At 61.6% G+C, this 14,770-nt stretch carries 10 protein-coding genes; 8 read left to right on the plus strand and 2 right to left on the minus strand.

What is annotated here, in order from left to right; translation table 11 throughout:
* Window positions 1-222 precede the first annotated feature (222 nt).
* Window positions 223-3,975, plus strand: a complete 3,753-nt coding sequence (locus A6V37_RS00440; protein ID WP_064271087.1) for a DUF748 domain-containing protein — start codon at window positions 223-225, stop codon at window positions 3,973-3,975.
* A gap of 88 nt (window positions 3,976-4,063) precedes the next feature.
* Here the strand turns inward: A6V37_RS00440 and pdxR are convergent, their stop codons facing one another.
* Complete coding sequence (gene pdxR / locus A6V37_RS00445) at window positions 4,064-5,611, minus strand: MocR-like pyridoxine biosynthesis transcription factor PdxR (protein ID WP_064271086.1); 1,548 nt, start codon at window positions 5,609-5,611, stop codon at window positions 4,064-4,066.
* A 129-nt stretch (window positions 5,612-5,740) separates the two neighbouring features.
* Here pdxR and A6V37_RS00450 point away from each other — a divergent pair, with 129 nt between their 5' ends.
* The 7 genes from A6V37_RS00450 (at window position 5,741) to A6V37_RS42980 (ending at window position 11,905) form a co-directional block, all read left to right on the plus strand.
* Entirely contained in the window at window positions 5,741-6,838 is a 1,098-nt protein-coding gene (locus A6V37_RS00450) for an ABC transporter ATP-binding protein (RefSeq protein WP_064271085.1), read from the plus strand.
* Window positions 6,839-6,948: 110 nt separating this feature from the next.
* A complete protein-coding gene (locus A6V37_RS00455) occupies window positions 6,949-7,998 on the plus strand; it encodes an ABC transporter substrate-binding protein (RefSeq protein ID WP_064271084.1) in 1,050 nt (349 codons plus the stop codon).
* A gap of 110 nt (window positions 7,999-8,108) precedes the next feature.
* Window positions 8,109-9,386 carry an ABC transporter permease gene (locus A6V37_RS00460; RefSeq protein ID WP_064271083.1) on the plus strand — a complete coding sequence of 426 codons (1,278 nt, stop codon included), beginning with the start codon at window positions 8,109-8,111 and terminating at the stop codon, window positions 9,384-9,386.
* Window positions 9,387-9,401: 15 nt separating this feature from the next.
* Window positions 9,402-10,241, plus strand: a complete 840-nt coding sequence (locus A6V37_RS00465; protein WP_064271082.1) for an ABC transporter permease — start codon at window positions 9,402-9,404, stop codon at window positions 10,239-10,241.
* Between the two features lie 148 nt (window positions 10,242-10,389).
* Entirely contained in the window at window positions 10,390-10,731 is a 342-nt protein-coding gene (locus tag A6V37_RS00470) for a hypothetical protein (protein WP_131799939.1), read from the plus strand.
* A 100-nt stretch (window positions 10,732-10,831) separates the two neighbouring features.
* Window positions 10,832-11,467, plus strand: coding sequence for a response regulator transcription factor (locus tag A6V37_RS00475; RefSeq protein ID WP_064271080.1), 636 nt, complete (start codon window positions 10,832-10,834; stop codon window positions 11,465-11,467).
* Window positions 11,468-11,665: 198 nt separating this feature from the next.
* Window positions 11,666-11,905, plus strand: coding sequence for a hypothetical protein (locus A6V37_RS42980; RefSeq protein ID WP_341845723.1), 240 nt, complete (start codon window positions 11,666-11,668; stop codon window positions 11,903-11,905).
* A gap of 104 nt (window positions 11,906-12,009) precedes the next feature.
* Here the strand turns inward: A6V37_RS42980 and acnA are convergent, their stop codons facing one another.
* Complete coding sequence (gene acnA / locus A6V37_RS00485) at window positions 12,010-14,727, minus strand: aconitate hydratase AcnA (RefSeq protein ID WP_064271079.1); 2,718 nt, start codon at window positions 14,725-14,727, stop codon at window positions 12,010-12,012.
* Window positions 14,728-14,770: the final 43 nt, after the last annotated feature.

A 14,770-nucleotide genomic window follows, 5' to 3' on the forward strand; every position in this document is an offset into this window, starting at 1 on the left:
AAGCGTGACAGCCGCGCTTCGGTGATGTCAGTGACAACAGGATGACGCATCCATCCACGCATGTCCGCCGCTCCCCGCGACGGGCATGCGCTATGACCGCGCGGACGATTGTGTAAGCCGCGGCTTACATTCCTATCTCACCGGTGATTCACGACTTATACTGCCGCTTGCGGGATTTTCGTTTTCGCGGCGGGCTTGCTGCCGCACTACCCAAAACCGAGCATGGCAAGCCTCAATAAAGCATCGTTAGCTTCTTCCATGCAGACCGTGCGCAATGTCGCGCAGTCGCGCCGCACCCGGCGCGTCATCACCGGCCTGCTGATCTTCCTCGTATTGTTCGGTCTGCTGGGCTTTTTCGCGGCGCCTCCACTGATTCGCCATCTTGCCGAACAACAGCTCAGCAAACAGCTCGACCGCCCCGCCACCATTGGCCGTATCGCGCTCAACCCGTACACGCTCAAACTCGAAGCCGATCGTGTGCATATCGGCGAGCGCGGCGGCGCGGGCGACTTCGTGGACATTTCGCGGCTCATCGTGCAGGCGTCGTGGAGTTCGCTGTTTCGCGGAGCGCCGATCGTCGACGAAGTGCAGCTCGATTCGCCGCGCTTTCACATTGTTCGCTTTGATCCGCAACGCTTCAATTTCACCGATCTGATCGACAAGTTCGCGAAGCAGCCGTCCAAGCCTAACAGCAAGCCGGCGCAGTTCGCCGTCTCGAACATCCGCCTCGAAAACGGCCAGATCATATTCGACGACAAGCTGCTCGGCGCGACGCATGTGATCGATCAATGGAAGCTCGGCATTCCGTTTATCGCCACGCTGCCTTCGAAAACCGATATCTTCGTCGAGCCGTTGCTGCGTGCGCGGATCGACGGTAGCCCGCTTGCCATCGACGGCAGGACCAAGCCGTTTGCTGCGTCGCGGGAATCGGAAGTGTCGTTGCGCTTCGAAGGGCTCGACGTGCCGCGTCTCATGTCCTACGTGCCGACCAAATTGCCGGTGGTCGTTCAGTCCGGCAAGCTGTCCACCGATCTGAAGCTGAACTTCGTGATGGCCAACGACGCACCTTCGTTGCGCGTGGCGGGCACCGTCGATATGAACGACGTCGACGTGCAGGATCAAAGCAAGGCGCCGTTTTTCGCGGCGCGCGCGGTGCACGTGGCCGCCGCGACGCTCGAGCCGCTGAAGAGCCTCTATCACTTCGACGATATCCGTATCGACGCCCCGAGCGCCAGTCTCGCGCGCGACAAGGACGGCGTACTGAGCGTCGAGAAAATGTTCGCACCCGCGCCTGCGGCTGCAACTTCTTCAGCCGCGTCCGAACCGGCCGCGAGCGCCCCGGTTGCGGCCTCCGGCGCCACCGCCACGGAGAAGGCCGCTCCGCCGCTCGATCTGTCGATCAAACGCTTCGCGCTCAATGACGGCACCATCAATGTCCGCGACTACGCCGCCTCGCGTCCGATCGACGCCGGCCTGCAGAAGCTCAATGTCACGCTCACCGATTTTTCGACCTTGGGTTCAGCGCCCGCGCACTACACGCTCAACACCGACTTCAAGGATAGCGCCGGCTCCCTCGGCGCGGCGGGCGAGTTTGGCCTCGTCGCGAAGACCGCCAATTCGAAGGTCGATCTGAAGTCACTGAAGCTGCCGCTGGTGCAACCGTACATCGACACCGCGACCGCGGCGCAAGTAGTGGACGGCGAGCTGTCCGCCACGGCGAACGTCGGCGCGAACTGGTCGAAGTCGCCGGTGGCTGTCATGGTCAACGATACGCAACTGGACCTGCAATCGTTGAAGCTGGCGGCGCGCGGCAGCAAGGCGCCGATGATCTCGCTCGCGCAAGGCCGCGTGACACTCAAACAGGTCGACGTGGCGGCCCGCATGGCCGAGATCGCCAGCGTCGACACGACCGGTCTCGCGGTCGACGCACAGCGTCTGAAAAACGGCAGCATCAACCTTGCTTCGCTTGCGGCCGAGCACGAAGCCGCGTCGGAGCGTAGCGCGGTCCACGCGGTCAAGAAGGCGCAGGCGGAAGGGCCCGCGTGGCATTACAGGATCGACGAGTTGAACCTGAAAGACGCCACCGTCAATTTCACCGACAACACCACGCCTCAGCCGGTGAAGCTGAGCATCACGCCGCTGCAATTGAAAGTGCAGCAGATCAGCGACGACTTGAGCCGTCCGCTGCCGGTCGATTTGCAGGCGACGCTGAACAAGAAAGGCACGCTCGGCCTCAAAGGCGACGTGACGGCGACGCCGCTCAAGGTGGCCGTCAAGGTGAACGCCAACCGGCTCGACGCTGCGGCTTTGGAACCGTACTTCGGCAGCCAGCTGAATGCGGTGATCGCGAGTGCGTTGCTCAATGCGAGCGGCGATCTCGCGCTGAGTCAGGCGAAGTCGTTGAAAGCGAGCTACCGCGGCGACATGGCGCTCGTCGACGTCCGCATGCTCGACAAGGCGACCTCGGACCCGTTCGCGGGGTGGGGCTCGCTCGCCTTGTCCAACCTCAAGGCCACTTACGACGAGCAGGGAACAGTCGTCGACGCGGGCCGTGTCACGTTCACGAAGTTCTACGGACGCGTGCTGCTCGACGCGCAGGGCAAGCTCAACCTCAAGGACGTCGTGGCGCACGAAAGCGGCGCCCCGCAATCGCTGACGCGCGACAAGAGCGGTGCCGAACCCGTGCCGCTGACGCCGCAGGCGGCCTCCGCCGTGGCGGCTGCGCCTGTGGCACCCGCGTCGGCTACGCCCGCCACGGTTACCGCCGCGACGCCGCCGCAAAGCCCGGTCAAGATGCACTTCGGCCAACTGGTGCTGCAGCAGGGCCGCGTGACCTACACGGACAACTTCATCAAGCCGAATTACACGGCGGACCTGGTCAGCATTCAGGGCACGGTCGGCGCGTTCGGCACGCAATCGACCACGCCCGCACCGGTGGACGTCGCGGCGAAACTGGCGGCCAATGGCCCGCTGTCGATCCGTGGCACGATCAATCCGCTGATCGCGAAGCCGGCGCTCGATCTGACCGCGAGCGCGCACGATATCGAGCTGACCAATCTCACGCCGTATTCAGCGAAATATGCCGGGTATCCGATCACCAAGGGCAAGCTGAACGTCGATCTGCACTATAAGCTCGACAACGATCAGTTGAACGCCGACAACCATCTGTTCATCGATCAGCTCACGTTCGGCGATCACATCGAGAACGATACGGCGACCAAACTGCCGGTGCGTCTTGCCATCTCGCTGCTGAAAAATTCACGCGGCGAGATTGATGTCAATCTGCCGGTGTCGGGGTCGCTGTCGAATCCGGAGTTCAGCATTGGCGGCCTGATCTGGCATGCGGTGCTCAACCTGCTGCAGAAGGCGGTGACCGCGCCGTTCTCGCTGATCGCCAACGCGTTCGGCGGCAAGGGCGAGGAGTTGGGCTACGTCGAATTCGAGCCGGGTTCGGCGAAACTCACCGACACCGACAACCAGAAACTCGATGCGATCGTGAAGGCGCTGGCCGACAAGCCGTCGATCAAGATGGATCTGATTGGCCGGGTCGATCCGGCGGTCGATGAACCCGCCTTGCGTACACGCTACGTCGATCGCCTCGTCAAGCAGCAGAAAATCAAGGACGTGGTAGGCAACGGTGAGAGCGTCGATCTGTCGACCGTCACGGTCGATCCGAAGGAATACGACAAGTATCTGACCAACGCGTACAAGTCAGCGGACTTCAAGAAGCCGCGCAATTTTGTCGGCCTGACCAAGAGCCTGCCGGACGACGACATGAAGAGCGCACTTGCCGCCAATGCGCCGATCGACGACGCCAGCTTGCGCGAGCTCGCTCAACGGCGGGCGCAGAGCGTGCAGCAGTATCTGGATGGCAAGATCGACAGCAGCCGCGTGTTTGTCGTCGCGCCGAAGCTGAACGCCGACGGCATCAAGGACAAGGGTGCAACGACGCGGGTCGATTTCGGCCTGAAGTGAGAGTCGCGCGTTGATCGTGCCGCCGCCGTGCGCCGTGCGCCGTGCCTGCGGCGGCAGGCGCACCCGCCGCTCATGCCGCACCCGCCGCTTACGCCGCGCGGGTCGGCACTTTCAACGCGGTTTGCTCGATTACGCGTGCGAGCGTGTCGAACGCGGGAGCGATCTTCTCGTTCGGCACGCACGCATAGCCCAGCAGCAGTCCGCGCCGCGATGGCGTGTCGCTGCTGTAGTAGCTGGCGAGCGGGCGCACGATCACGCCGGCATCGTAAGCGGCGGCCGTCACCGCGCGATCGTTCGCGTGATCCGGCAGGCCCAGCACCAGATGCAGGCCGGCTTCGTCGCCCATGACGGGCAGTTCGGTGCCGAAGCGCGCGGTAATGGCGTCGATCAGAATCTGCCGGCGTTCGCCGTACAGCGCACGCATACGCCGGACGTGCGACGTGAGATGGCCGTCCATGATGAAGTCGGTCATCACCGCCTGCTGCATCAACTGGCCTTCGCGATACAACTCGGCGACGCCGGTGCGGAACGTGTCCACCAGATGCTCCGGTGCGATCATGTAGCCGATCCGCAAGCCGGGAAACAGCATCTTCCCCAGACTGCCGACGTAGATCACCTGGCCCGCGTCGTCGAGTCCTTGCAGCGAGGCGAGCGGTCGGCTGCCGTAGCGGAATTCGCTGTCGTAATCGTCTTCGATGATCCACACGTTGTGCTGGCGCGCGTATTCGAGCAGCGTGCGGCGGCGCGCGAGACTCATCACCATGCCGAGCGGATACTGATGCGACGGCGTGACGAGCGCGAGCCGCGGCGGCTGTTGCAGGTCCTGTTCGCGCGGATTCAGACCTTCGTCGTCGACCGGCACCGGCACCAGGGTGATCCCTGACGATTGCAGTACGCTGCGCGCGCCCCAATAGCAGGGTTCCTCGACCCACGCGCGATCGCCGACATCGGTCAACAGGCGCACGGCCAGATCGATCGATTGATGGATGCCGGTGGTAATGATGATCTGATCCGGCGTACAGTTCACCGAGCGGGCCACCCGCAGGTAATCCGACAACGCCCGCCGCAATGGCCGGTAGCCGCCGCCGGGCGCGTAGGTGAGCAGATCGGGATTGGCTTCTTTCCACAGCCGCGCTTGCAGGCGGCTCCACGTGCGCGCCGGAAACTCCGCGACGTCGGGCACGCCCGGCATGAACGCGCCCCACTGTTTGGCGGACACGCCGGCCTTGTCGATCAGGCGCCGTCCGCGCATGGACAGGTCGTCCGGACCGTGCTTTGGCGGTTTCGGGGTTTCCGTGGTCGCGCTGCTCGCCATGTCGACGCCCGCCACGGCGGGCTTCCCGCGCGTATTCACCGCGGCCGTGTCCGGCCGCGTGTCGGCGACATAAGTGCCGCTGCCGGTGGTCGAAATCACGTACCCTTCAGCGGTGAGCTGATCATAAACGTGCAGCACCGTATTGCGCGCGATGCCGAGGTCTTCGGCGAGCGTGCGCGAACTGGGCAGCTTGGTGCCCGGCGGCAACTGGCCGGTCAGGATGGCCTGTTGCATGAGTCGCAACGTCTGACGATAGACCGGTTCGGCAGCCGTGCGCTCGAGCCTCGCGGCGAGCCAGTCCGACAAAATCACCGTGTCCAAGTGGTTCTATCCAGAATAATGAAATGGTTCCATATTGTAGAACCGTAACGGTCTATAGTGAGCCACGCAATTGATGCAATCCCGCCGCATGACCGGGAAGCCAGCCGGACCGCAGAGGAGACTTGGACGATGAAAACCGATGACGTGATCGTCAGCTTTCGAGGTGTGCGCAAGACGTACGACGGTGAAACACTGGTCGTCAAACAGCTCGACCTGGATATCTATCAGGGCGAATTTCTGACGTTGCTCGGACCGTCCGGTTCGGGCAAAACCACCTGTCTGATGATGCTGGCGGGCTTCGAATTTCCCACTGGCGGCGAAATCTGGCTCGACGGCACGTTGCTCAACACGGTGCCGCCGCATAAGCGCAACATCGGCATGGTGTTTCAGAACTACGCGCTGTTCCCGCACCTGACGGTCGAGCAGAACGTCGCCTATCCGCTTACCGTGCGCAAGGTCTCGGCCGAAGAGCGCGCGCATCGTACGAACAACGCACTCAAAATGGTGCGCATGGAGAGTTTCGCCAAGCGCTATCCGGCGCAGCTTTCCGGCGGACAGCAGCAACGTATCGCGCTCGCGCGCGCTCTGGTGTTCGAACCGAAGCTGGTGCTGATGGACGAGCCGCTCGGCGCGCTGGACAAGCAACTGCGCGAACACATGCAGTACGAACTTAAATCATTGCACGAGAAACTCGGCGTCACGTTCGTGTACGTCACACATGATCAGGGCGAAGCCTTGACCATGTCGGACCGCGTCGCCGTGTTCGACAAAGGCATCGTGCAGCAACTCGATACCGTGGATCGCCTGTACGAATCGCCGTGCAACGAGTTCGTGGCGAACTTCATCGGCGACAGCAACAAGCTGCGCGGCACGATTGCGAATGTCGATGGCGAGTATTGCGAGTTCCATTTGAGCGACGGCTCGCGCCTCACCGGCCGCAATATCGGCGGCGCGCGGGCAGGCACGCCGGCGGTCGCTTGCATCCGGCCTGAGCGCATGAAGCTCGCCAACGGCGTGTCACGGCCCGGCGCCAATGCGCTGACCGGCGAAGCACGCGGTCTGATCTACTTCGGCGACCACGTGCGCATGCGTTGTGGTGTGCCGCAGCAGGACGAGTGCTTCGTCAAGGTGCCGCTCGGTACCGACGCACTCGAGTCCTTCGCGCCCGGCGCACCGGTCGCGCTGGAGTTCGCACCCGAGCATCTGCGGGTGTTCGCAGGAGCGTGAATGCATTGAACATGCAACGTGTTCAACGCAAGCAGGGCAAGTCAAGACGCACATAACAAAGTCGTAACGTACTGAGCTTGAAGCACACCACCAAAGGAGAGCAACACACCATGAGCAAGATCGGGAAATCGCGCTGCGCCATCGCTGTCGGTGCTGTGGCGCTCGCGCTGGGCGCCGCGCAAGTCAACGCTGCCGAACTGACGGTCGTCAACTTCGGCGGCGCGAATGGCGACGCGCAGAAGGTCGCCTTCAACCAGCCGTTCGAATCGCAGACCAGCAACAAGGTGACAGCCGTCGAATACAACGGCGAGCAGGCCAAAGTGAAGGCGATGGTCGAAGCCAAGCACGTGAACTGGGACGTGGTGGAAGTCGAATCGGGCGATATCGGCCGTGGTTGCGATGAAGGCCTGTACGAGAAGCTCGACTGGTCGAAGATCGGCAAGAAGTCGGATCTGATTCCGGAAGCACCGCAAACCTGCGGCGTGGGGTTCTTCGTCTGGTCGACGGCGCTCGCGTACAACGCTGACAAGCTGAAGACGGCGCCGACCGGCTGGGCCGATTTCTGGGACGTCAAGAAATTCCCGGGCAAGCGGGCCATGCGCAAGGGCGCGCGCTACAACCTCGAATTTGCCTTGATGGCTGACGGTGTGGCGCCGAAGGATGTCTACAAGGTGCTCGCCACCAAGGAAGGCCAGGACCGCGCGTTCAAGAAGCTCGACGAACTGAAGCCGAATATCCAGTGGTGGGAAGCGGGCGCGCAGCCGCCGCAGTTCCTCGTCGCGGGTGATGTGGTGATGTCCACGGCGTACAACGGCCGTATCGACGCCGCGCAGAAGGAAGGCAAGAACCTCAAGGTGGTGTGGAACGGCAGCATCTACGATCTGGACTACTGGGCGATTCCGAAGGGCACGCCGAACAAGGCGCTGGCCGAGAAGTACATCGCTTATTCGATCTCGTCGAAGCCGCAGCAGGACTACGCGCACAACATCGCGTACGGTCCGGTCAACGTGGCGGCGATCAAGGCGCTCGACGCGAAGACGCTCGCCAATTTGCCGAACTCGCCGGCTAACGGCAAGAACGCAGTGCTGCAGAACCTCGCGTTCTGGACCGACCATGGCGACGAACTGGAGCAGCGTTTTTCGTCGTGGGCTTCGAAGTAACGAGTCTGGTGTTGGAAGGCGCGGCTCGCTGTATGGGTAGCCGCGCCGTATCGATGCAATGAAGCGCGCGCGGGTCCGGCGGACAGGCGCGCGCAGCCTTGGAGACAGGTGTGACTACGACGACGATGGCTGCCGACTCGACGCCTGAATCAAGCGGCCGACTCAAGCGCGAATTGAAGGCCGCAGAATCCAGAAAGCGGGCCATGGCCCTGCTGCTGATCGCGCCGCTCGCGATTTTCCTGCTGCTGATTTTTGTCGTGCCGATTGGCGCCCTATTGACGCGCGCCGCGCAGAACCCCGAAGTCGTCAGCGCGTTGCCGCATACGCTCGCCGCGTTGAACGGCTGGGATCGCAAGGCGCCGCCGCCGGACGCCGCGTATGCCGCCCTCGCAGTCGACCTCACCGCGGTCGCCGACAGCGACGGTATGGGCGCGCTCGCGCGACGCCTGAACGTGGAGATTCCGGGTTATCGTTCATTGGTCGCAAAGTCGGCGCACTCCATGCCGTTCGTGGACGACAACAACAAACCCCTGCAATTGACACCCGCCCAGGTGCACGCGAAATTCGTCGAACTGGACGAGCGCTGGAACGATGTCGCGTATTGGCAAGCCATTGCAAAGAACGCAGGCGCCTATTCGCCGTTCTATGTGCTGGCTTCGCTGGACCACAAGCAGGACGCGTTCGGCCACATCATTCCGACCGATCCTGACCAGCAGATCTATCTCGCCGTGTTCAGCCGTACCTTCGTGATCGGCGCAGCTGTGACGTTCTTCGCGCTGTTGCTCGGCTATCCGCTTGCCTACTGGATCTCGACGCTGTCCGAGCGCCGCGCGAATCTGGTGATGATTCTGGTGCTGATTCCATTCTGGACGTCGATCCTCGTGCGGGTTGCCGCGTGGATCGTGATCCTGCAGAGCGAAGGGCTGGTGAACAAAGCGCTGATTGGCAGCGGGCTGTTGCACGATCCGCTGTCGCTGCTGTTTAACCGGACCGGCGTCTATATTTCGATGACGCACATTCTGCTGCCATTCATGATTCTGCCGCTGTACAGCGTGATGAAGTCGATCCCGCCGACCTATCAGCGCGCGGCAGTCTCGCTCGGTAGCCATCCGTTCGCGGCATTCTGGCGCGTCTACGTGCCGCAGACCTATCCGGGTATCGGCGCAGGCGCGTTGCTGGTGTTCATTCTGGCGATCGGCTACTACATCACGCCGGCGTTGCTCGGTGGGCCGAACGATCAGATGGTCAGCTACTACGTCGCGTACTTCACCAACGTGACGATCAACTGGGGCATGGCGTGTGCGCTCGGCGGTTTGCTGCTCGCCGCGACGCTCGTGCTGTACGTGATTTACGGGCGCTTCACGCGCTCGTCATTGAGCCTTGGCTGAACGGAGTCTATCGCGATGAAACTTGCCAAGCCTCTCTTTGCGCCGCATACCTCGTGGGTCGAGCGCGTCTGGTATTTCGCGCTGCGCGGCCTTGCCGTGCTGACGCTGCTGTATCTGATTCTGCCGGTGTTGGCGATCGTGCCGCTGTCGTTTTCATCGAGCACGTTTCTCGTGTACCCGATTCCGGGCTGGTCGCTGCGTTGGTATCAGAATCTGATTGCATCCGATGAATGGCGCATGGCGGCCAAGAACAGCTTCATCGTCGCGCCCTCGGCGACGGTGGTCGCAACCGTGCTCGGCACGTTGGCGGCAATCGGACTCACCAAAGCGAACTTCCGCGGTAAAGGGCTGCTCATGGCGATCCTGATCTCGCCGATGATCGTGCCGGTGGTGGTGGTCGGCGTCGGCATGTATCTGTTTTTTGCGCCGCTCGGGTTGGCCAATACGTATATTGGGCTGATTCTCGCGCATGCGTCGCTTGGCGTGCCGTTTGTCGTGACGACTGTGGCGGCGACGCTGCAGGGTTTCAATTACAACCTGGTGCGGGCGAGTTTGTCGCTGGGTGCGAATCCAGTGAAGACGTTCTTTCGCATTACGTTGCCGGTGATCGCGCCGGGGGTGATTTCAGGCGCGTTGTTCGCGTTTGCGACTTCGTTCGATGAAGTCGTTGTGACCTTGTTCCTCGCGGGTGCGGATCAGACTACGCTGCCGCGGCAGATGTTCACCGGCATACGCGAGAACATCAGCCCGACCATTGCGGCGCTGGCGACGATTCTGATTGTCTTTTCCACGAGCCTCTTGCTGGCGCTTGAGTGGCTGCGTGGACGAAACGCGGCGCGAGCGGTCAAGGCTTGAATACCACCGGAGGGGTGCCGTTTTATTTGACGCGCACCATGTCCACAACTTTCTAACGATATTCTAAGAGTGCTCCCATTCCCTGTGCACTGGGCTGTCTTCATACTCGTAGCTCTCGATAAGAAGATGCGCTTGCCGCAGAGAATCAATGAAAATCCAGCAAATGGCGCTTGTGCGCGCGCTGGCCTTCGGAGGTTGTGCGAATCACGCCGCGCGTGACCGGCTCGCCTTCGGAGACGCCACAGTACTGCAAACCGGCCTCGGCGCCACACAGGACGAAGCCGCGGGCGCGCCCAATTCGCCGTCGGTCACAACCTACACATCGGTCGCAAATAGCCACACGGCATTGACATCGTTACAGACGCGGTGCGATCGGCTGTCGGCTGAAGCGAACTGCTATTTTCACGCCAAGGCACTCGAGAATGGGGCGCCTCTATCCGCCGCCAATCCGGCACTACGCGCCGTGCCCACGGTGGGTCCCGATCTGTGAAAAATCTTTAACACCATCTAGAACTTGTTGTCGCGGTTTCTTAGCGTGCACGCATCGAAGGCAAGCTCAGTACCGCAAGGCGTGTGTTCAAGAGGGAAAAATGTCAACCATTCTGATTGTCGATGATCATCCCGCATTCCGGATGATCATCAAGCTGCAACTCATGCAATTGCTGGGCGTTGAAGAGGTCATCGAGGCCGATAACGGACAGACCGCTGTCGAATTGGCCCGCCAACACACACCGGAACTCGCCATACTGGACCTCGATATTCCGCGCATTAGCGGGCTCGATGTGATTCCGCGTCTCAAGCTTGCCCATCCGTCGATTCGCGTGCTGGTGCTGTCCGGACATGACGCGGCCACGTTCGCGCCTCGCGCAATGCGATCAGGTGTGCACGGCTTTGTCGGCAAGTCGCAGGAAATGAAGGAAATCATGCGCGGCGTGGAGGCGGTACTCGCCGGTTACACGGTTTTTCCTGTGACATCCAAGGGTACTGGCATGGTGCCTGCGTTGGGCCTGGGAGATGAAGCGGAAAGGATCACGCTGCTGTCGGACAAGGAAGTCGTTATCCTGCAGATGCTATCGAAAGGTATGTCGAATAAGCTGATTGGCGAGGCGCTGTTTATTAGCGACAAAACCATCAGTACTTACAAGGGCCGTCTGCTGGAGAAGCTCGGTATTTCGTCGCTGGCAGGGTTAATCGAGTTTGCAGCTGTGCACCGTTTGAGCGATTAGGCTTGGTGGGTTATGAATACTGACAGCCTGACTCGTTCTTCCGCATGCACATGGAATCAAACCGGCGCACGGCGGCCAGGAGACAACTCCGTCGGCACTTCCTGTGAGCCCATTGAACACTTCGAACTCCGCTATCTACATGCACTATCCGATGAGGGTGTCGACCTTCACGCGTTTCTGGACAGCTGGCGCCGGGCGATGGAAGACGACCTTGAGCACCTCGCTGAGTTGCGTCGGGAAGGCGGCGTCGATCGTCTTCGCGATCTGTTGCATAGGTTGAGTGGCGCCGTAGGTCTGGTCGGCGCACACAGCTTGATGGAAGCGCTGCGGCGTGCGAGTGCTGCGCCGCTGGAACACAACGCAAGCGCCATTGAAGGACTGATGGAGCGTGCGCGAACTCTCGTCGCGCAACTCGAGAGAGCGGTCAACACCAACTGATGGCAAAAAAAAGCCCGACCAATGGTCGGGCTTCAAAGTCGGCTGCGTCCTCCACAGGACGCAGCCCCTGCAAAACGGCCGGGCCGTTTGCGTTACCGCCAGGCTTAAGCAGCCAGCAGCGAACGCAGCACGAACGGCAGAATCCCGCCGTGCTTGTAGTAGTCGACTTCGATCGGCGTGTCGATACGCAGCAGCACCGGCACGCGCTTTTCCTTGCCGTCCTTGCCGCGGATCACCAGCGTCACTTCCTGTTGCGGCTTGAAGTCGTCGCCCAGGCCTTCGATGTCGTACGTTTCTTCGCCGGTGATGCCGAGCGATTGCACGCTATCCGAGCCCTTGAACTGCAGCGGCAGAACGCCCATGCCGACCAGGTTCGAACGGTGAATCCGCTCGAAGCTGCGTGCGACCACGGCCTTCACGCCCAGCAGTTGCGTACCCTTCGCAGCCCAGTCACGCGACGAGCCCGTGCCGTACTCTTCGCCCGCGAACACGATGGTCGGCGTGCCGGCGTCGATGTACTTCATTGCTGCGTCATAGATCGACTCTTGTTCGCCGCTCGGCTGATGAATCGTCAGGCCGCCTTCCACGCGCGAGCCGTCTGCCTTCGCCGGAATCATCAGGTTCTTGATCCGGACGTTCGCGAACGTGCCGCGCATCATCACGTCGTGGTTGCCGCGGCGCGAGCCGTAGCTGTTGAAGTCGGCCTTCTGCACGCCGTTTGCCTTCAGCCACTTGCCTGCCGGCGAGTCTTCCTTGATCGAGCCAGCCGGGCTGATGTGGTCGGTCGTGACCGAGTCACCGAAGATGCCCAGTGCGCGCGCGTTCTTCACCGCTGCGATGCTGTCAGCCGGCGTCATCGAGAAGTCGCTGCCGAAGAACGGCGGCTCAGCGATGTAGGTCGACTTCGGCCAGTCGTAGACCTGACCTTCTTCGCCTTCAATCTTGCTCCACAGGTCGCCCTTCTTGGTCAGCGACGAGTAGTTCTTGCGGAACGCGTCTGCGTCCAGTGCGAACTTGAGCAGCGCGTCGACTTCTTCGCTGGTCGGCCAAATGTCGCCCAGGTAGATGTCGCGGCCGCCTTTGCCCTTGCCGACCGGTTCGGTCATCAGGTCGCGCGTGATGTTGCCGGCGATCGCGTAAGCGACGACCAGCGGCGGCGAAGCCAGGAAGTTGGCGCGGATATTCGGGTGAATACGCGCTTCGAAGTTACGGTTGCCCGACAGCACTGCCGCCGCGACGATGTCGTTCTTCGTGATCGCTTCGTTCAGCTCCGGCGTCAGGTCGCCCGCGTTACCGATACAGGTCGTGCAACCGTAAGCGGCCAGCGTGAAGCCGAGCTTGTCCAGGTACTTCATCAAGTCGGTCTTCGTCAGGTATTCCGTGACGATACGCGATCCCGGAGCCAGCGAGGTCTTGATGTGCGGAGCGACTGTCAGGCCGGCTTCGACAGCCTTCTTCGCCAGCAGGCCGGCGGCCAGCAGCACGCTCGGATTCGAGGTGTTCGTGCACGACGTGATCGCGGCGATCAGCACATCGCCGTTCTTCACATCGACGCCGTTGGTCGTCGTGTATTGCGTGTCCAGATCGGCTTCTTTCTTCGCAAAGCCGTTCTCGGCCACCGGCTTCGAGAACAGGTCGCTGAAGGTCGACTTCACATGACCGATTTCGATACGGTCTTGCGGGCGCTTCGGACCTGCCAGCGACGGCGTCACCGTGCCGAGGTCCAGCGTGACGACCTTGGTGTAATCGATCTGGCCAGCCTTCGGAATACCGAACAGACCTTGCGCCTTGAAGTAGTTTTCGAAGGCGGAGATTTCTGCGTCGGTGCGGCCCGTGCCCTTGAAGTAGTCGATGGTTTTTTCGTCGACCGGGAAAAAGCCCATGGTTGCACCGTATTCCGGCGCCATGTTGCCGATCGTCGCACGATCCGGCAGCGACAGCGACTTCGTGCCTTCGCCGAAGAACTCGACGAACTTGCCGACAACCTTTTCCTTGCGCAGCAGTTCGGTCACGGTCAGGACCAGGTCGGTTGCCGTCAAGCCTTCGCGCAGCTTGCCCTTCAGTTCGACGCCAACCACGTCCGGCGTCAGGAAGTACACCGGCTGGCCGAGCATGCCGGCTTCCGCTTCGATACCGCCCACGCCCCAGCCCACCACGCCGATACCGTTGATCATGGTGGTGTGGCTGTCGGTGCCGACCAGCGAATCCGGGTAGTACACCGTGTCCGAGCCGTCAGCCTTCTTGTGCACGCCGCGTGCGAGGTATTCCAGGTTCACCTGGTGAACGATACCGACGCCCGGCGGCACGACCTTGAACGTGTCGAATGCCTGCATGCCCCACTTCATGAACTGGTAGCGCTCGTTGTTGCGCTGGAATTCCAGTTTCATGTTCAGGTCGAGCGCGTTCTTTTCGCGGAAGTGATCGATCTGCACCGAGTGGTCGACGACCAGATCGACCGGGACCAGCGGCTCGATCGACTTCGGATCCTTGCCCATGTGCTTCGCGACACCGCGCATGGCAGCGATGTCGGCGAGCAGCGGCACGCCGGTAAAGTCTTGCAGCACGACGCGCGACACGACGAACGGGATTTCGTCGACGCGGGAGGCGGTCGGCTTCCAGTTCGCCAGTTGCGTGATGTGTTCTTCGGCGATCTTCTTGCCGTCGTAGTTACGCAGCACCGATTCCAGCACGATACGGATCGAAACCGGCAGGCGGTCGATCTTGATGTTCAGTGCCTTGCCGAGTTGCGGCAGGGAGTAGAACTTGCCTTTGCCGGAACCGCTGTCGAATTCCTTGAGCGTTTTGTGGAGGTTGTGGGCCATGGTGTTTTCCTTGGTTTGATCGCGGAACTACAGTACTTAACTT

Source organism: Paraburkholderia ginsengiterrae, assembly GCF_001645125.1.
Classification (GTDB): Bacteria; Pseudomonadota; Gammaproteobacteria; order Burkholderiales; family Burkholderiaceae; genus Paraburkholderia; species Paraburkholderia ginsengiterrae.

Excerpts from the sequence above, each read along its gene's own strand:
- A6V37_RS42980 (WP_341845723.1), top strand. The coding sequence starts at position 11,666 with ATGGAAGACGACCTTGAGCACCTCGCTGAGTTGCGTCGGGAAGGCGGC.
- acnA (WP_064271079.1), bottom strand. The coding sequence starts at position 14,727 with ATGGCCCACAACCTCCACAAAACGCTCAAGGAATTCGACAGCGGTTCC.
- A6V37_RS00470 (WP_131799939.1), top strand. The coding sequence starts at position 10,390 with ATGAAAATCCAGCAAATGGCGCTTGTGCGCGCGCTGGCCTTCGGAGGT.
- A6V37_RS00475 (WP_064271080.1), top strand. The coding sequence starts at position 10,832 with ATGTCAACCATTCTGATTGTCGATGATCATCCCGCATTCCGGATGATC.
- A6V37_RS00450 (WP_064271085.1), top strand. The coding sequence starts at position 5,741 with ATGAAAACCGATGACGTGATCGTCAGCTTTCGAGGTGTGCGCAAGACG.
- A6V37_RS00455 (WP_064271084.1), top strand. The coding sequence starts at position 6,949 with ATGAGCAAGATCGGGAAATCGCGCTGCGCCATCGCTGTCGGTGCTGTG.
- A6V37_RS00440 (WP_064271087.1), top strand. The coding sequence starts at position 223 with ATGGCAAGCCTCAATAAAGCATCGTTAGCTTCTTCCATGCAGACCGTG.
- A6V37_RS00465 (WP_064271082.1), top strand. The coding sequence starts at position 9,402 with ATGAAACTTGCCAAGCCTCTCTTTGCGCCGCATACCTCGTGGGTCGAG.